15 protein-coding genes, 1 tRNA gene and 1 pseudogene are annotated in these 19,976 nt (G+C 27.6%); all 17 read left to right on the forward strand.

Annotated features, from left to right (window positions below):
• Positions 1–163 precede the first annotated feature (163 nt).
• The 17 genes and pseudogenes from cgtA to Bpudo544_RS00565 all read left to right on the forward strand — a co-directional run bounded on the left by cgtA (position 164) and on the right by Bpudo544_RS00565 (position 19,633).
• Complete coding sequence (gene cgtA, locus Bpudo544_RS00485; RefSeq protein ID WP_500825406.1) at positions 164–1,258, forward strand: Obg family GTPase CgtA; 1,095 nt, start codon at positions 164–166, stop codon at positions 1,256–1,258.
• Positions 1,259–1,501: 243 nt separating this feature from the next.
• Positions 1,502–1,987 (forward strand): transcription elongation factor GreA, encoded by a 486-nt coding sequence (gene greA, locus Bpudo544_RS00490; RefSeq protein ID WP_500825603.1) that lies wholly within the window; start codon positions 1,502–1,504, stop codon positions 1,985–1,987.
• 279 nt (positions 1,988–2,266) lie between these two features.
• Positions 2,267–2,914, forward strand: a complete 648-nt coding sequence (locus Bpudo544_RS00495; RefSeq protein ID WP_500825407.1) for an RlmE family RNA methyltransferase — start codon at positions 2,267–2,269, stop codon at positions 2,912–2,914.
• A 50-nt stretch (positions 2,915–2,964) separates the two neighbouring features.
• Positions 2,965–4,896: an ATP-dependent zinc metalloprotease FtsH gene (ftsH, locus tag Bpudo544_RS00500; RefSeq protein ID WP_500825408.1), complete on the forward strand. Its 1,932-nt coding sequence runs from the start codon at positions 2,965–2,967 to the stop codon at positions 4,894–4,896.
• A 128-nt stretch (positions 4,897–5,024) separates the two neighbouring features.
• Positions 5,025–5,864, forward strand: a complete 840-nt coding sequence (gene folP, locus Bpudo544_RS00505; protein ID WP_500825409.1) for a dihydropteroate synthase — start codon at positions 5,025–5,027, stop codon at positions 5,862–5,864.
• 20 nt (positions 5,865–5,884) lie between these two features.
• On the forward strand, positions 5,885–7,255 hold the full coding sequence (gene glmM / locus Bpudo544_RS00510) for a phosphoglucosamine mutase (RefSeq protein WP_500825605.1): 1,371 nt from the start codon (positions 5,885–5,887) through the stop codon (positions 7,253–7,255).
• A gap of 48 nt (positions 7,256–7,303) precedes the next feature.
• Entirely contained in the window at positions 7,304–7,588 is a 285-nt protein-coding gene (secG, locus tag Bpudo544_RS00515) for a preprotein translocase subunit SecG (RefSeq protein WP_500825410.1), read from the forward strand.
• Between the two features lie 161 nt (positions 7,589–7,749).
• Positions 7,750–7,835 (forward strand): annotated as a pseudogene (locus Bpudo544_RS00520).
• Positions 7,836–7,910: 75 nt separating this feature from the next.
• Positions 7,911–7,987, forward strand: a tRNA-Met gene (locus Bpudo544_RS00525).
• Between the two features lie 428 nt (positions 7,988–8,415).
• Positions 8,416–9,921: a transcription termination factor NusA gene (gene nusA / locus Bpudo544_RS00530; protein WP_500825411.1), complete on the forward strand. Its 1,506-nt coding sequence runs from the start codon at positions 8,416–8,418 to the stop codon at positions 9,919–9,921.
• Positions 9,922–9,964: 43 nt separating this feature from the next.
• Positions 9,965–12,724, forward strand: a complete 2,760-nt coding sequence (infB, locus tag Bpudo544_RS00535; protein ID WP_500825412.1) for a translation initiation factor IF-2 — start codon at positions 9,965–9,967, stop codon at positions 12,722–12,724.
• Between the two features lie 177 nt (positions 12,725–12,901).
• The gene (gene rbfA, locus Bpudo544_RS00540; RefSeq protein ID WP_500825413.1) at positions 12,902–13,270 is read left to right on the forward strand and encodes a 30S ribosome-binding factor RbfA; all 369 of its coding nucleotides are present in this window, start codon (positions 12,902–12,904) and stop codon (positions 13,268–13,270) included.
• A 23-nt stretch (positions 13,271–13,293) separates the two neighbouring features.
• Positions 13,294–14,034: a tRNA pseudouridine(55) synthase TruB gene (gene truB, locus Bpudo544_RS00545; protein WP_500825414.1), complete on the forward strand. Its 741-nt coding sequence runs from the start codon at positions 13,294–13,296 to the stop codon at positions 14,032–14,034.
• A 302-nt stretch (positions 14,035–14,336) separates the two neighbouring features.
• A complete protein-coding gene (gene rpsO, locus Bpudo544_RS00550; RefSeq protein ID WP_500825415.1) occupies positions 14,337–14,603 on the forward strand; it encodes a 30S ribosomal protein S15 in 267 nt (88 codons plus the stop codon).
• A 196-nt stretch (positions 14,604–14,799) separates the two neighbouring features.
• Positions 14,800–16,896, forward strand: coding sequence for a polyribonucleotide nucleotidyltransferase (gene pnp / locus Bpudo544_RS00555; protein WP_500825416.1), 2,097 nt, complete (start codon positions 14,800–14,802; stop codon positions 16,894–16,896).
• A 294-nt stretch (positions 16,897–17,190) separates the two neighbouring features.
• Positions 17,191–18,972: a DEAD/DEAH box helicase gene (locus tag Bpudo544_RS00560; protein WP_500825417.1), complete on the forward strand. Its 1,782-nt coding sequence runs from the start codon at positions 17,191–17,193 to the stop codon at positions 18,970–18,972.
• 253 nt (positions 18,973–19,225) lie between these two features.
• Positions 19,226–19,633, forward strand: coding sequence for a DNA polymerase III subunit psi (locus Bpudo544_RS00565; RefSeq protein WP_500825418.1), 408 nt, complete (start codon positions 19,226–19,228; stop codon positions 19,631–19,633).
• Positions 19,634–19,976 lie beyond the last annotated feature (343 nt).

Raw genomic sequence — 19,976 nt, forward strand, 5'->3', positions numbered from 1 at the left:
ACAATAATAATTATGGTATTTTAGTCGTTGATGGTGTTATGCGTTTTGTTAATAATTTTGCATTGATTAAGATTGATAGTATATAGTGATATATTATAATGTGATATATCATGATATAATGCAATACATTAATGTTTTATTATTAAAAAATTAAGGATGAGAGGTGAAATTTGTTGATTCAGTAAATATTACTGTAATAGCTGGTAATGGCGGTAATGGATATGTTAGTTTTTTTAAAAAATGGAGAAAAAGTGTTTTTTTAAACAAACCTGATGGTAGTAACGGAGGAGATGGTGGTAGTGTTTGGTTATTATCTGATTCTAATATTAGCACTTTAAATTATTTTAGTAATAATCGTATATTTAGAGCTAGTAATGGAAAATCAGGTCAGATTAGGGGTTGTACTGGAAAGCGTGGAAAAGATTTGATAATACATGTTCCTATTGGTACTCGTGTAAGTTGTCAGAAAACAAATAAATTTTTAGGAGATATGGTAAATCAACCAAGTGGAACTTTGTTGATGGTAGCTCGTGGTGGTCGTCATGGCATAGGTAATAGTGGTGTTAAATATTTTAAAAAAAAGTGTAATAAGAATAACAAAGATATTGAATATTTTGATAAAGTGAGAGTAAAAGGAGAGCCTGGAGAAATTAGACATTTATTTCTAGATTTAATTTTAATAGCAGATGTAGGAGTGTTTGGATTACCTAATTCTGGAAAGTCTAGTTTTATTAGTATGGTATCTAAAGCTAAGTCTAAAATAGCAGAGTATCCGTTTACTACCCTAACTCCTACTTTAGGAGTTGTGCAGATGGATACTAATAATAATGTTTTAAACAGCAATAATAGATTTGTTATAGCAGATATTCCAGGTATAATTAAAGGGGCTTCTATAGGGTCTGGTTTAGGAATAAAATTTCTCAAACATTTACAACGTTGTCAAATGTTATTGCATTTTGTTGACATCAGTCCAGCAGACCAATCTGATCCAGTGAGAAATATTATAGATATTGAAAAAGAACTAAAAGTTTATAATAAAAAATTAATTAATAAGACTAGATGGTTAATTTTTAATAAAATAGATTTATTGGATAAATTGGAAGCAGAAAATAAGATAAATTTTATAATTAGATCTTTAGGATGGAATAATCGTTATTATGCTATTTCTGTTATACATGAAATAAATTTATCGTTATTATGTTGGGATATTATGAAATTTATTGGCAGTAATAGTATTGTATCTGCTATAAACAGGTAGATTGTGATTGTGATGTCATAATTGTCAGTATTATTTTTATAATTAGTATAATTCATGCATATTATGTTTTGTGTGTGTTAGTTAGTAGTAATAGATTATTGTTATTTATTGGTTGATAGTTTTAGAAATAAATTTAATTCTTAAGTGTATTAAGAAATACAATGAATATTAGTGAAAGATTATATATTCTTTATATTTTGAAACTTATTTTGATAAAATACAATTGATGTGATGATTATGAAAATGAAGCAAGTTCCTATGACCTTACGTGGAGCAGAAAAGTTGAGGAAAAAGTTAGATTATTTAAAAAATGTATTGCGTCCAGAAATTATAAAGAATATTTCTGAAGCGCGAAAACATGGAGATTTAAAGGAAAATTCTGAATATCATGCTGCTCGAGAACAGCAAGGTTTTTGTGAAGGCCGTATCCAAGAGATAGAATATAAATTATCAAATGCATATATTATTGATGTAACTAAAATAATTTCTGATAAAAAAGTTGTATTTGGCGCGACCGTTTTTATTGAAAATATGGAAACTCAATGTAAAAAGATGTACCGTATTGTTGGGGATGATGAATCTAATTTAAAAAAAAATATGATTTCTATTAGCTCACCTATAGCTCAAGGGTTGATTGGTAATAAGGAAGGAGATATTGTGATAATTAATACTCCACAAGGACAAATAAAATATAAAATTATTAAAATTGAATATTCATCAGAAGAGTAATTTGTGTATTTCTAATGATTACAGGTAATTGTATGGTTTATGTGGTATCTAAAAAATATAGTGAACAAAATGCTATGTAATAAATACTGATAGAATAAATAGATTTATGCATATGGTCATTTTATAATAAATATTATATATTAGGTATATAATAATTGTATTTATTTTGTGACATCTTTAATAAGTAGTTAATTTAATGAAATTTAAATTTGTTGTTAATCAATTTAGTAGATTATTACCGTTATATGTAAGTAATAAATAGGTTTTATATAGAATCATATGTTCGATAAAAAACGTTTTATACGTACATCAAAATGGACGAAAAAATATTATACAGATCAATATACACGTGCAGCACGAGTTCAAAGATTGAGATCGCGTTCTTGGTTTAAATTACAATTTATTGATCAAATTGATATTTTATTTAAAAAAGGTATAACAGTAATAGATTTAGGATCTGCTCCTGGGGGTTGGTCTATTTATGCGTCAAAAAAGGTAAGTAATACAGGACGTATTATGGCATGTGATATATTACCTATGAAAAAAATTAAAGGTGTTGATTTTTTACAAGGCAATTGTGAAGATCCTGATTTTATTAAAAAAATATGTTTTTGGGCAAACGATAAAAAGGTTCAGATTATTTTATCTGATATGTCTCCTAATACAACTGGAATATCAATAATTGATGTATGTAAATCTATACGTCTTGGAGATATAGCATTAAATATGTGTCAGAATGTTTTGGAGTTAGGAGGATCATTTTTAGTAAAAGTTTTTCAGGGAAAAGGTTTTGAGCAATATTTATATAATGTGCAATCTTTATTTTATAATGTAAAGATTCGTAAACCGAGTTCTTCAAGATATAATTCTCGTGAAGTTTATATTGTAGCAAAAAGATTTAGATACAAGGCAATTGATATATTATGAATTATATTAATGAGATTTATTAAAATTGGTTAGGAAGAGGGGTTATTCTTTTGAGTGACATGGCAAAAAACCTAATTCTTTGGTTAGTTATTGCGGTAGTATTAATTTCTTTATTTCAAAACTTTGGATTTAATGACTCAAATAATCGTAAGGTAGATTATTCTACTTTTATGTATGAGTTAAATCAAGATCAAATTGGAGAAGCTCATATTAACGGAAGAGAAATTGTTGTTATAAAAAAAGATAGCAGTCGTTACATTACTTATATTCCAGTAAATGATCCAAAATTACTTGATATTCTTTTGACAAAAAAAGTTAAAGTAGTTGGAGAACCACCAGAAGAACCTAGTTTAATTACTTCTATATTAATTTCTTGGTTTCCTATGTTGTTGTTAATAGGAGTATGGATTTTTTTTATGCGTCAAATGCAGGGAGGTGGTAAAGGGGCGATGTCTTTTGGAAAAAGTAAAGCGAAGATGCTTAACGAAAATCAAATCAAAACTACTTTTGAAGATGTTGCAGGATGTGATGAAGCAAAAGAAGAAGTAAAAGAATTAGTAGAATATTTACGTGAACCGAATAAATTTAAAAAATTAGGTGGAAAAATACCTAAAGGAATTTTAATGGTGGGACCTCCAGGAACTGGTAAAACTTTGTTAGCGAAAGCAATAGCTGGAGAAGCTAAAGTTCCTTTTTTTACTATTTCAGGATCTGATTTTGTAGAAATGTTTGTTGGAGTAGGTGCATCTAGAGTACGAGATATGTTTGAACAAGCAAAGAAATCAGCACCCTGTATTATTTTTATTGATGAAATTGATGCAGTTGGTAGACAAAGAGGTGCAGGATTGGGAGGAGGACATGATGAACGAGAACAAACTTTAAATCAAATGTTAGTAGAAATGGATGGATTTGAAGGAAATGAAGGAATTATTGTAATAGCTGCTACTAATAGACCAGATGTTTTAGATCCTGCATTATTAAGGCCTGGAAGATTTGATCGTCAAGTTATAGTAGGATTGCCAGATATTAGAGGTCGAGAACAAATACTAAGAGTGCATATAAAAGTAGTTCCATTATCTTCGGATGTTAATATATCGGTAATAGCGAGGGGCACTCCTGGTTTTTCAGGAGCAGATTTAGCTAATCTTGTAAATGAAGCTGCTTTATTTGCTGCTAGAGAAATGAAAAATTCAGTATCTATGTCAGAATTTGAAAAAGCTAAAGATAAAATAATGATGGGGACAGAACGACGTTCTATGGTGATGACGGAAATTCAAAAAGAGTCTACTGCATATCATGAAGCAGGTCATGCTATTATTGGAAGGTTAGTTCCAGATCATGATCCTGTACATAAAGTGACTATTATTCCTCGTGGTCGAGCTTTAGGAGTAACGTTTTTTTTGCCAGAAGTAGATGCTCTTAGCGTGAGTAAGCAAAAATTGGAGAGTCAGATTTCTACATTATATGGAGGAAGATTGGCTGAAGAAATAATTTATGGAGTAAATAGAGTATCTACTGGATCTTCTAATGATATTAAAATAGCTACATCTATTGCTCGTAATATGGTAACGCAGTGGGGGTTTTCAGAAAAATTAGGACCATTATTATATGCTGAAGAAGAAGAAGAGATATTTCTTGGTCGATCAGTAGCTAAAGCAAAACATATGTCTGATGAAACTGCTCGTATTATTGATCAAGAAATTAAATTGTTAATTGAAAGAAATTATTTAAGAGCTCGGACGTTGTTAATAGAAAATATAGATATTTTGCATGCTATGAAAGATGCATTAATTAAATATGAAACTATTAATGCATCTCAAATAGATGATTTAATGAATAGGAAAAGTATGAAAGGCTCATTTCATGAAGAAGGTATACAAAAAAAAATCGATAAGGTAGATAATGTACAATCTGATACTTCAAAAAAAGTACAATCTACAAGTAAAGAATCTTATGATAATAATCCAAATATAGCATCATAATAAATAGAAATTTATTTAAAGTAATAAATATTTGTATTTATATATAAGTTTTGTATGTACTATTGTGTACGTAGTTAATCAAGGGCTATTGTTAATAATAATTTTTTATTGTATATAGCAAAAATATTATGAAATTAATTAGTAATAATCGAGTTTTAGATCTTTTTTACCCGCAAGTTATGGGAATTTTAAATATTACTCCTGATTCATTTTTTGATGGAGGATTATATAATACTATGCCTAAAGCAATTAATCATGTATTTGATATGATTAATGATGGAGCTACTTTAATTGATGTTGGAGGAGAATCTACCAGACCAGGATCTAATGGAATTAGTGATGAAGAAGAAGCAGAACGTGTTTTGCCTGTAATACGTGCCATTGTAGATCGTTTTGATATTTTTATTTCAGTAAATACATCATCAGCATTAGTAATGAAAGAAAGTGCTGAAATCGGGATACATTTAATTAATGATGTAAGATCATTGACTACTAAAGGAGCAATACAGGCTGCAGAATGTTCTAATCTGCCGGTATGCTTAACTCATATGCAAGGCAATCCAAATACTATGCAAAAGTTTCCTAATTACCATAACGTTTTACATGAGGTAAATGATTATTTTAGTGCTCAGATTGCAAGATGTGAATTAGCAGGTATTAGTAAAACTCGATTATTACTTGATCCTGGGTTTGGTTTTGGAAAAAAAAATCAGCATAATTATCAGTTGTTATCAAATTTAAAATATTTTCATCATTTTGGTTTACCTTTGCTGATAGGAGTATCTAGAAAGTCAATGTTAAATTATAACAATCGTACTGATTCTTCAAAAAATAGATTGGCAGGAAGTATAGCATGTGCTGTCATTGCAGCAATGCAAGGAGTGCAAATTATTCGGGTTCATGATGTTAAAGAAACAGTGGAGGCATTACAAGTAGTTAAATTTGTACAAGAAAAAGAAAGAATTTAATGGAAATAGGAATTATTTATATGAATCATTTGAGGTATTTTGGAACTGATGGGATTAGAGGAAGAGTAGGTTTACCTCCAATTACTCCAGATTTTATGCTAAAATTAGGATGGGCTGTTGGAAAAGTGCTAAATTGTTGTAGTAAAAGTCGATTTAATCAAGTGATTATAGGCAAAGATACTCGTATCTCTGGGTATATGTTGGAATCAGCATTGGAGTCAGGATTAGCTGCTGCTGGTTTATCTGCTTCATTAACTGGACCTATGCCAACTCCAGCTATTGCGTATTTAACTCGTACTTTTAGAGCTGAAGTTGGTATTGTTATTTCTGCTTCACATAATCCATTTTATGATAATGGTATTAAATTTTTTTCTATAAAAGGTACCAAATTAAATAATTATGTAGAACATTCTATTGAAATAGAACTGAAAAAATGTTTAACATGTGCTCAGCCTAAATTATTAGGAAAAGCTAGTCGTATTGTAGATGCTGTCGGGCGTTATATTGAATTTTGTAAAAGCACATTTCCTACTCATCTTAGTTTAAAGAAATTAAAGATTGTTGTTGATTGCGCTAATGGCGCTACTTACCATATTGCTCCAAGTGTATTTCGAGAATTAGGAGCGGATGTAATACCTATTTTTTGTCAGCCTAATGGAATTAACATTAATAAAGCATGCGGAGCCATGGATATTCGTCAATTAAGAGCAAAAGTTTTATCGAAGAAAGCAGATTTAGGTATTGCATATGATGGAGATGGAGATAGAGTAATTATGGTAGATCATATTGGCAATAAAGTAAATGGAGACCATATGTTATATATATTAGCTAGAGAATACTTGTATGGTAGAAAATTAAATGGAGGTATAGTAGGAACGCTTATGAGTAATATGGGTTTAGTATTAGCATTGAAACAATTAAATATTCCTTTTGTACGTGCTAATGTTGGAGATCGCAATGTATTGTCTATGTTAAAAAAAAAAGGATGGTATATTGGTGGAGAAAATTCAGGTCATATCGTTTTATTGAATAAAACTACTACTGGAGATGGAATTATTGTAGCTTTACAAATACTATCCACGATGGTAACTAATCATGTTAGTTTATATGAGTTATGTCATGATATATATTTGTTACCTCAAATTTTGATTAATGTGTATTGTTTTGGTTTATCAAATCTTTTACAGTCTAGTTTAATAAAAAAAGAAGTAAAAGTAGTGAAAAAGGAATTGTCTGATCAAGGTCGAATATTGTTACGTCAATCTGGGACCGAACCATATATCAGAATTATGGTGGAAGGAAGAAAATATAGTAAAATTTTATGTCTAGCTAAAAGAATTGCTTCAGTAATTAAAGAAGAAATAAATAAAGTTAACAAGTTAATAATATGAGATAATTTTTGTTGAAATATTGATAAAAATTATTAATTATAAATAGGAATGGTACGAATTATGTATCAATTTTTTTTGGTTACATTTGTAATAATAGCTGTTATTTTAGTTATTTTAATTATGTTACAACAAAATAATGGGAATAGCATAGGAGGATTTGATCATCGTTCTTTGGGAGATATGTTAAATTCTGGATCTTTTAACGATAATTTGACTCGTATGATTGTTATATTAGCTGTATTGTTTTTTTTATTTAGTTTAATATTGGGAAATATGAATAGTAAATATAATGATCATGTGTATCTTCAAAGTAGCAGTAAACAGAAAAGATAAGACTATACGACGAGTATAATAAATATATGCAATAAATATGACAATAGTTTAGTAATTATTTATTAGTAGAATACAATATTTTATTAAGAGAAATTTGAATCTTTGTTATTGTAATGTAGTGTTTTGTATATACTCAAGAAGTAAATTTATTACTGTCTAATGCCGAGATGGTGAAAAAGGTATACACGCTATTTTGAGGGGATAGTTCCTTGTATTAGGATTGCGGGTTCGATTCCCGTTCTCGGCATTAGACAGTAATAAATTAATTAGTTGATTTTTTTGAATATTTCAAGTAAACTGAAACAGTTGGCTTTTAAAAAATCGCGGGGTGGAGCAGTATGGTAGCTCGTCGGGCTCATAACCCGAAGGTCGTTGGTTCAAATCCGACCCCCGCAACCATTAATTGGTAATATATGATATTTTTGATTTGATTATGTAGTTTCAATATAAATTAGTTTTCCTTTAATAAAAATGGAAAACTGGTAGTCTTGTTTTTCAAAATAATATTTAGTTTTAATTGTAAAGAATTAAGGAAAATTCATATTTCATTGCATTTTGTGAATATTGTTTATAATAGTTGTTGTTTTAGTCGTTATTTAAAATATTTAAGATATGTGTATAAAATGATACTAAAGTTAACTTTTTTACAATATATTAATAATAATTAATATATAAAATATACACAAGTGGTTTGATGGAAATGTAATGTTTATTGTATCTTTCTATCTGTATAGATAATATAATATTGTTCAAGATATAAATAAAAAATAAATTAAATTAAATTGTTATATTATTATTAGTATAATAACTGACTGAGATTATTTGGAATGAATAAAGAAATTCTATCTGTAGTAGAAGTAGTTTCTAATGAAAAAGCAGTTCCAAAAGAAAAGATTTTTGCTGCATTAGAAACAGCTTTAGTCACTGCAACTAAGAAACAATTTGAGCAGGATATTGATGTAAGAGTAATAATTGATCGGAAATCAGGTCAAATACATACTTTTCGTCGGTGGATTGTAGTAAATCAAGTGATACATCCTACTAAGGAAATTACGTTAGAGGCTGCTCGTTTAGAAAATTCTAAAATCAGTATTAATGATTATATTGAAGATACTATTGAATCAATTGGGTTTGATAGAATTACAACTCAAACAGCTAAACAGGTAATTATTCAAAAATTACGTGAAGCAGAGCGAATGGTTATTATTGAACAATTTTTAAGTCGTCAAGGAAATATTATTACAGGTATAATAAAAAAAATACATAGAAATGCTATTCATGTAGATTTAGGTAATAATGCTGAAGGTATAATTAAAAGAGAAGATATGTTGCCTAGAGAAAATTTTAGATTAGGAGATCGAATACGTGGAATATTATATGAAGTTAAACCCGATTCTAAAGGTCATCAATTATTTATAAGTCGTACTTGTACAGAAATGTTAATTGAATTGTTTCGTATCGAAGTTCCTGAAATTGGAGAAGAAGTTATTACTATAAAATCAGCTGCTAGAGATCCTGGTTCTAGATCTAAGATCGCTGTTAAGACAAATGATAATCGTATTGATCCTATAGGAGCATGTGTTGGAATGAGAGGAGCACGAGTACAAGCTGTTTCTAGTGAATTAGGAGGCGAACGGGTTGATGTTATATTGTGGGATGATAATCCTGTTCAATTCGTCATTAATGCTATGTCCCCGGCTGATGTAGTTTCGATTATTGTAGATGAAGATAAGCATGTGATGGATATTTCAGTTGATGAGTCTAATTTAGCTCAAGCTATTGGAAGAAATGGTCAAAATATTCGATTAGTATCTCAGTTAAGTGGATGGGAACTGAATATCATGACAACTCATGAGTTAGATAAAAAACGTCAATTTGAATTGTGTAATACGATAAATGTTTTTGTTCAAGTATTAAATATTGATGAGGAATCTGCTAAGGTGTTAATTGATTCCGGATTTTCCTCTTTAGAAGAATTAGCGTATGTTCCTATAACAGAATTATTATCGATCGGAGTATTTGATTCAAAAACAGTAGAACTTTTAAGATTTAGAGCAAAACAGGCCCTAAAAAATTTTTCTGGATTTGATAAATCTACAGGAAAAAATAATTATGATAACAGTATAAATTCAGTGTCAGAATTATTACAATTGTCTGGTCTTAAATATGAAATAGCATTAAAATTAGTTGATCGTGGAATTTGTAAATTAGAAGATTTAGCTGAACAAGATGTTTTAAGTTTATCTGAAATACAAGAGTTAACAAAAAAGGAAATTGGAGATTTAATTATGGAAGCTCGAAATATTTGTTGGTTTAATTGTAATCATAAATAGAGATAATAATGTTTTAAATTAAAATAAAATGTAAAGGATTATTATGATATCATCACACGTGACAATTCAGACATTGGCTATAGAAATGCAGATGTCTGTTAATCATTTAATACAGCAATTCTTAAATGCAGGTATTATTAAAACTGCATTTGATTTTGTTACTCAAAAAGAAAGAGAAATTTTATTTAAACATATGGATTGTAATAGGATAGCAGTATTTAATGAGTTTGCTTTACAAAGGAAGACTCGTAGTACTTTAAATGTATCTAGTATTAGCGGTAAAAATAAAAAAATACAAATAGAGGTACGTAAAAAACGTGTATATATGGTAAAATGTGCTGTTCAAGATTCTTATTCTTCTAATGAATCACATGTTGTATTGCAAGATAGAAAAAGAAATAATGAACATAAAAGTAACGATAATGAATTAATTGAATGTAGTTCACAGCATAATAAGTTATTTTTTTCGAATATTAATAAGGAACAGGATTTTACTGATAAAAAAAGTATTATTGGAAAAAATAGTGTTAACTCAATAGATATAATTTCTGTTAAAAATAAATTAGAAACAGAAGTTTTTGATGTTGCAGATAATAAAATTCAAAAAGATATCAATGTAAGTCAAAAAGAACAATTAAACAATAAACAGGATGAATTATATAATAAAAAAGATTTAAATGTATTTATAACAAACAAGAGTAGTGTTATTGGTAATAGTAATGATAAATTAGGTAAAAATATTACATCAAAAAATGCTAAAAAAGATGATAAAAAATTAGAAAATGATTGTAGGAATAATGGTAATCGGATTCGTTTGAGATATAAAAATTTTGGAAAATTAATTAAACATAAACGGCATTATAAATCTAGATCATATATAGATATAATGAATGACTCTGATAAAGAAGAAAAGTTGTCGATTTCTACTGTGTATCGTATTAATAAAAATAAAAGAAAAAAAAGTGTCCTAGTGCAAGATTTTAATAAACCTGTCAATATAATTTCTCGTAATATTATTATAGATGAAACAATTAGTGTATCAGAATTATCTAATAAGATGTCGGTAAAAAGTTCACATATGATTAAGAATATGATGAAATTAGGATTGATCATAACTGCTAATCAAATTTTAGATCAAGAAACTGCTCAATTAATTGTGGAAGAAATGGGGCATCGAGCAATTTTACGTCGTGAAAATGAATTAGAAGAGTTCATTATGAACGATGGGTACGTAAATAATATTTGTGATAATACTGTTAATTTTAAAAATAATAGAATTAATTATAAAAATAGAGCTCCGATAGTAACAATTATGGGACATGTTGATCATGGAAAGACTTCTCTTCTTGATTACATTCGCTCTACAACTATTGTTTCTTCTGAGGTTGGTGGAATTACTCAAGGTATAGGGGCGTATTGTGTAAATACTGAAAATGGTATGATTACTTTTTTAGATACTCCTGGTCATGAAGCATTTGCTACAATGAGAATACGTGGAATTAAATTAACTGATATTGTTGTGTTAGTAATAGCTGCTGATGATGGAGTGATGCCACAAACTGTTGAATCTATTAATCATATTAAGAAATTTAATATACCAGTGATAGTAGCTATAAATAAAATTGATAAGCTTAACAGTAATATTGATCGAATAAAAAATGAATTAAATAGTTATAATTTAGTTCCAGAAGAATGGGGTGGGCATACTCAATTTGTAAATGTTTCGGCTATTTTAGGAACAGGTGTTAATGATTTAATAGATGCAATTTTATTACAGGCAGAAATGTTAGAGTTAAAAACAGTTCATTGTGGAATAGCAAAAGCTGTCGTTATTGATTCTTTTTTAGATAAAGGAAGGGGACCGGTTGCTATTATTTTAGTTCGTGAAGGAGAATTGAAATGCGGTGATATTATTTTATGTGGTACAGAATACGGTCGAGTTAAAGCTATGCGTAATGAATTTGGATGTAGCATTACAGCTGCTGGTCCATCAATGCCGATAGAATTATTAGGTTTATCAGGAACTCCTGATGCTGGAGATATGTTAATTGTAGTGCATAATGAAAAAAAAGCTAAAGAAGTAGCTGTATATAGAAAAGAAAAAAAACGTGAAATAAAGTTAGCAAATAATGCTGACAAATCTTCTGTAATAAAGAATGTGTTTAATAATATTAATGCTGAGAATAGAATTCCTGAATTAAATTTTATTGTGAAATCTGATACTTGTGGAGCTGCTGAAGTTATTTGTGAATCTTTAAAAAAATTATCAACCAACGATGAAGTAATAGTAAAAATTTTATCTACTTCTATTGGCAATATCACTGAAACAGATGCTATATTAGCATTAACTTCTGAAGCTACTATATTAGGTTTTAATATTAAATCAGATCTTATTGCTCGGAATATTATTGAATCACATCATGTAGATGTACGTTATTATTCTGTGATTTATGATTTATTACATGAAGTAAAAAAATTAATACGTAGCAAATCAGTTCCAAAATATAAATACGAAATAATTGGATTAGCTAAGGTCTATAATATTTTTAGATCTCCTAAAAATGGAACGATAGCTGGTTGTTTAGTGACTCAAGGAATAATGAAACTTCATAAAAAAGTCAAAATAATACGTAATGACTCAGTGATCCATGAAGGGGAATTAGAATCATTACGTCATTTTAAAAATGATGTAAATGAGATTAAGAGTGGCATTGAATGTGGTGTAGGAATAAAAAATTATAATGATATTTGCGCCGGAGATATAATTGAAGTATTGGATTTAAAAATAAATTATCGTGTATAATGAATTATAAATATTAAATATTTTAGTTATTATATATGTTTTTTATTCTTTTTTTTATTATAGTAAAAAGATTAGATAAGATGATAAAGTTGTTTTTTAAAACAGAGAAGATAATTAAAATATATGCAGATGATATGTAGTAACCGATATAATTTTGTTTATTAAGGCATTTTTAAAATGTATACAAGGCGATCTAGTCGTATTCAACGTATTTCTCAGGAAATACAAAGGAAAGTTTCTGTTATTATGCAGCGTAAAATACAGGATCCTCGTATAGGAATTACTACAATTTCAGGAGTGAAAGTATCTAAAGATTTAAGATATGCTAAAGTTTTTATTACTTTTTTAGATAAAAATAATTTAGAAGAAATAAATAGTGCTATTAAAATTGTACAAAAAGCTTCTTGTTTTATTCGATTTGTATTGGCTCATTCTATAAATTTTCGAGTAGTTCCAATATTGTTATTTAAATATGATTCTTCTTTGATATCAGGATTGAAAGTAGATGATTTAGTGTCACAATTAAATAAAAATAAACGCATATAATTAATATGAGTATATGTAAATGAATGCAAAGATATTTAAATTTATTTAAACGGGATGTGCATGGGATCTTATTATTAGATAAACCAGCTGGATTGTCTTGCAGTTTTGTATTAAATAGAATTAAGAAATTTTTTTATGTTAAAAAGGTTGGATATGCTGGTACTCTGGATCCATTAGCAACAGGAATGCTGCCTATTTGTTTTGGAAAATTAACAAAATTTTCTACATATTTATTAGATTCTGATAAACGGTATATAGTGTCAGCTAAATTAGGAGAAAGTACTGACACTTTTGATGCAGATGGAGTAATTGTTAGTACTAAATCTGTGCAATGTAGCGAAAAAAAAATCGAAAAATGCTTAAAATCTTTCGTAGGTAAATCTTATCAGATTCCTCCTATGTTTTCAGCAATAAAATATCGTGGATTACCTTTATATAAATATGCAAGACAAGGTATTGTTGTACCTAGAGAACCTAGGATAATTTATGTCTATTATTTATCTTGTATTAATAGAATAGATAATATTATTGAGTTGAATATTTATTGTTCTAAAGGTACTTATATACGTAGTATAATTAATGATATTGGAGAGAAATTGGGGTGTGGAGCGCATGTTGTGAGATTGCGTCGATTAATGGTATCTAAATATGTCTCTTCGTCTATGATAAATATTAAAACTATTGAGGATATTTTTTATAATAAAGTTTTAAGTGATATAGAGGTATTAAATAAGCTTGACAAATTATTAATAGATCAATCATAGTGATTGATGGTATAAAATGAATTTTTAGAGATAATAGTTTTTGTAATGTATGCATATTTATGTACATGATGTAACATGGTGTACGTGATGATGAAATAGGTTGTTAAAATTAAAAATATTTTTATAAAAATTAAGTAATTTATTTATTTTAATAAATATTATTGTTAATAATTATTTTAATTAGATTAAAGAATAAAAATTATATTTTATTAGCATTATAGAGAGATTAATTAGTATTTATAGTGTATATATGATAAAAGTATAATATTAGAAATTTTTATTCTTTATGAAAGGTAATATAAATGTCTTGTAATATAAAAAAAAATGAAATTATTTTAAAGTTTGGAAACAATAGTAAAAATACTGGAGTTACTGAAGTACAAGTTGCCTTATTAACCGAGCGTATTAATCACCTAAAATATCATTTTGATAAACATAAAAATGATCATCATAGTCGTTATGGTTTATTAAAAATAGTTGCTCAACGTCGGAAATTATTAAAATATTTAAAAAATAATAGTATATTACGATATAATAATTTAATTAAAATTTTGGGGTTACGCCATTAAATAAAAAATAGTAAATTAATTTGAATAAATAAATAATAGCTAATTAACGTAAATTGTTGTTGAGTAGGGTTTTATGAAGTAAATTGTATGTATAAATTTTTAGAGAAGTGAAGTTATATTATTTAGTAAGAGATTAACTTCTGATTTTTGTTTAAAAGTTAGTTTTGTTTTATAAGAAAAAAGAAAGGATATTATTTTGATAAAGTCGACTATTTGTGAATTTCAATATGGTAAACATACTATAATTTTGGATACTGGTACTATAGCTCGTCAAGCTAATGCTGCAGTTATGATTAGTATGGATGATACTACTGTACTGGTTACTGTAGTAAGCTCTGATCAAGTTAAAATGGATCAAGATTTTTTTCCTTTAATTATAAATTATCAAGAACGTACTTACGCTGCTGGTAAATTTCCAGGAGGATTTTTTAGAAGAGAAGGTAGGCCTAGTGAAGGTGAGATATTAACTGCTCGATTAATAGATAGACCAATACGCCCGTTGTTTCCAAAAGGTTTTTATAATGATATTCAGATAATAGCTACTGTAGTTTCAGTGAATCCTCAAATATCTCCAGATATTGTTGCTATAATAGGAGCATCTGCAGCATTAAGTTTATCTGATATTCCTTTTTTAGGGCCTATAGGAGCAGCAAGAGTTGGTTATATTAATAATGAGTATGTATTAAATCCGACTACTACAGAATTGTCTCATAGTAAACTAGATTTAGTTATTTCAGGAACAGAATCTAATGTTTTGATGGTTGAATCAGAATCTCGTTTATTAAATGAGCAAGAGATATTGAATGCTGTTATGTTTGGACATGAACAACAACAAATAGTAATCCAAAACATTAATAAATTAGTACAAGAAGTTGGGAAATCTAAATATATTTGGAAAAAAAAAGAGTTAGATATAGATTTGCAACAATATTTATCTAGTTTGTATGAATCTCGTTTAAATTCTACTTCTATTGTTATAGATAGAAAAAATCGTCAAGAACAGTTAAATAATATAAAGCAAGATCTTATTGATATTATTTGTAGTGAATATAGCGATGATACTTTTAATAAAAGCGAAGTGGTATGTTTTTTAAATGATTTAGAAGCTTTATTATTGCGTCGACGTATTTTAAAAGATAATTTACGTTTTGATGGTCGGTCTCAAGATATGATTAGAGAGATAGATATAAAAGTTGGAATATTATCTAGGACTCATGGATCAGCATTATTTACTAGGGGAGAAACTCAAGCTTTAGTTTCTGTGACTTTAGGAACTGAACGTAATGCTCAAAATTTAGATGAACTTACAGGGGAACGTGTAGATCGATTTTTATTGCATTATAATTTCAATCCATATTGTGTAGGAGAAATTGGTATAGTAGGGGCACCAAAAAGACGTGAAATAGGTCATGGTCGTTTAGCGAAAAGAGGAATGTTAGCAGTTATGCCTAATGCCAATGAGTTTCCATATACAATACGAGTGGTATCAGAAATTACTGAATCTAATGGGTCATCTTCTATGGCTTCTACTTGTGGAGCATCTTTAGCGTTAATGGACGCTGGAGTACCTATTAAAGAATCTGTAGCAGGAGTTGCTATGGGATTAATTAAAGAAGAAAATAAGTTTATGGTGTTGTCTGACATTATTAGTGATGAGGATCGTATTGGTGATATGGATTTTAAGGTATCTGGAGGTAGAACAGGTATAACGGCATTGCAGATGGATATTAAGGTAACTGGAGGAGTGACTTATGAAATTCTTCGAGTTGCTTTAGAGAAATCAAAATTAGCGCGATTAAAAATTTTAGATCTTATGGACCAAAAAATTAGAGTATTTCGTAAAAATATTTCTAAGTTTGCTCCTAGGATATATAATATTAAAATTAATCCAGACAAAATCAAAGACATAATAGGCAAAGGTGGTTCTGTTATTAGAGCATTAACTGAAGAAACAGATACTATTATTGATATTGAAGATGATGGATTAATAAAAATAGTTTCTTTAAGTGCTGATAAAGCAAAACAAGCTATATCTCGAATTCAAGAAATTACTGCCAATATAGTTATTGGTTCTGTTTATACTGGAAAAGTTACTCATATTGTAGAATTTGGTGCATTTGTTACTATATTTTCAGGAAAAGAAGGATTACTGCATATTTCTCAAATTTCAGAGAAAAGAATAAGTAAGGTATCTGATTATTTAAAATTAGGACAAGAAATATTGGTAAAAGTTTTAGATATTGATCGACAAGGAAGGATTCGTTTGAGTATGCGTGGAATAAACGATATTTAACTATGATATGAAATTTAAGGTTTTTATTTTTATTATAATTATTAGATAATGTTATATAGATTTATGATAAGAATATAATTAATATTGTGTAGTTTTGTGTTTTATGTCTATTGTATAAATTATAAATATATTAGCTTAGTACAATAAATAGTATTATGTTAGTTTAATATGTTTTAATCACAGCGTTTGTAGAATAAATTGTTATCTTAATCAAGATTACAGTAATGATATGTATTAATAATATATAAGTGAATTTTATTCATATAACTATTAAAGTATAATTGAGGTATATAGATGTCCCAGTATGAAAGTTCTTTTGGTAGTTTAGGATTGAGTTCATGTGTTATTAGTATGTTAAAAAAAATGGGATATCAAAAACCTTTACCCATTCAAGAGAAATGCATTCCATTATTGTTAAAGGGACATGATGTTTTAGGTATAGCACGTACTGGCAGCGGTAAAACTGCTGCATTTTTGTTACCTTTAATTCAAAACATAGATATTAATCAAGTATTTGTGCAAGGTTTAATTATAACTCCTACTCGAGAGTTAGCTATTCAAATTGGTCAGGTTTGTATAAATTTTATTAAAAATATGACTAAAATTAATGTTGCTATTTTATATGGAGGACAAAGTTATAATATTCAGTTAAATGATTTGAAAAAAAATCCACATATTATTGTAGGGACTCCTGGTAGGTTATTAGATCATTTAAGTAAAGGAGCTATGAATTTAGCACAATTAAAGACTTTAATAATAGATGAAGCGGATGAAATGTTACGTATGGGCTTTATTGAAGATATAAAGCTTATTGTTAATAAAATCCCATTGAATCGACAAACAGCGTGTTTCTCTGCTACTTTTCCTGCTGCTATAAAGAAAATAAGTTATAAGTTTATGAATACTCCGAAAGAAATTTATATGAATGATAGTACGGATATGTATTGTTCTGATATTAAACAAAGTTATTGGTTAGTAAAAAAAGGAATGACTACTAAACATGAAGCTTTAATGCGTTTTTTGGAAACAGAAAATTTTGATGCGGCTATTGTTTTTGTACGTACTAAATCTGATACTTTGAAAATTGCAGAAATTTTAGAGAATTTTGGATATAATAGTGCAGCATTAAACGGAGATATGCATCAATCTATACGTCATCAAACTATATCTCGTTTAAGATACGGTACTTTAGATATATTAATAACTACTGATGTTGCTGCTAGAGGTTTAGATATTCATCGTATAAGCTTGGTAATTAATTATGATATTCCTAATAATCATGATTCCTATATACATCGTATTGGAAGAACAGGTAGAGCTGGTAGAAGTGGAAGATCTTTATTATTTGTAGAAAGGAGAGAATATAATATATTTCATACTATTAAGAGGGGAGAAAAATTTAATATTTCAGAAGTTAAGTGTCCTACATATAATGATTTAATTCATTCTAGATTGATTAAAATTTCTAATAAAATAGCTAAGCATATAAATTCTGATGATTTAATAGTATATCGTGCATTATTGAACAAAGTAAAACCTGAAAAGAATTTAACTATGGAAAATCTTGCTGCTGCTTTGTTAAAAATAGCTCAGGGAGATCGGCCATTAGTATTACCTTCAAATTCAGTTATAAAAAATAAAATAGTTTGTTTTCAAAAAAAAACTAATATAAAGAATAATAATAAGAAGAAGTTCAGTCATACTTCAAATTGTCGTCGAACTCAGTATAATGATAGTATTAATGATAATAAAAAAGACAGTAATAGTGTTTCTGTTAATACAGTTAATTCAAGAATGTTGTTATATCATATGTCGATAGGACAAAATGATGGAGTTAAAACAAAGCATATAATTCAAGCAGTTTTGAATAAAATAGATATTAATTATTGTAATATTGGTAATGTGAAATTATTTTCTTCATATTCTATTATTGAGATTTATACAACTAGTTTATTTAATAAAAAATTTATGGATATTGGATTATCAAATATGCAAGTTTTAAATAAAAAGGTGTGTATAAAATATTTAGGACAGCGAGTTTTTGGTCGACCTAATAAAATATATTCTAAAAAATGATGTATTATAAGTTCTGATAATTTTTAAAGAATATATTATAATTCATATATTGTTAATGTTGTACATTTATGTATTGGAGCATTAAATTTTAGTAGATTAATTATATTTGAAAGTTCAAATAAATTTGATTAATTTCGGTATTTAAGGATATTGAAATGAATAGTTTTATATTTTATTGAAAATGTCTGTGTTAAATTTAGTAATGAATGAAATAAATTATGTAGATATTTAATATTGATTAATAGTAGTATTTATGGAATTAAATTGGAGTTTAATTGCAAAAGAATTAGGTATTCATTTATGGCAGTTCAGGTATCCTGTTGTATTAACAAATAAAGTACCAACTTATTGTTTGTTAACTAGACTGAAGTTGTTAATAATATCAGATACTACTGTATTTGTAGAGGATAGATTTATTAAGGATGTTATTAGAGCAATAAATATAGATGTTATAGAATCATATGTAATTACTGTAGAGCAAATGCATAATCTTTTCTTACCAAAAAATTTTTTAAACTGTTGTTGGTGGATGGGCGTAAAAATCTTATGTAATTTTAGATGTATAACGTTATGTACTCCATCATTAGAGATATTAAAAAATAATCTTGAAGCTAAACGTAATTTGTGGGATCAAATTTATCGATATTCTGATAAAAATTAATATAGTTTCTATTATATAAATATTTTATCTTTTTCATTTGTTGCATTGCAATTTTTTATTATGTATTGAAATATTTTTCAGTTAATAACAAAAACATTTAATAGTAATTTTATTAAAAATTAATTAGTTATTTTACTCATCATTTTTATATTACTCTTTAAAAATATTTTTTTAAATAATATTTACTAATACTATCGAAACTATTTTTTAAATTCTCAATAGTAATAGGTGTAAGTTTTTTGTTGATAAAAGTATTGATGTAAAATAATATTAATACAGTTATTTATAAATAATGCAATATTATTAATATATATAATAACTAGAAAAAGTTTGATTTGATTAG

It is taken from the genome of Blochmannia endosymbiont of Camponotus pudorosus, from assembly GCF_059934925.1.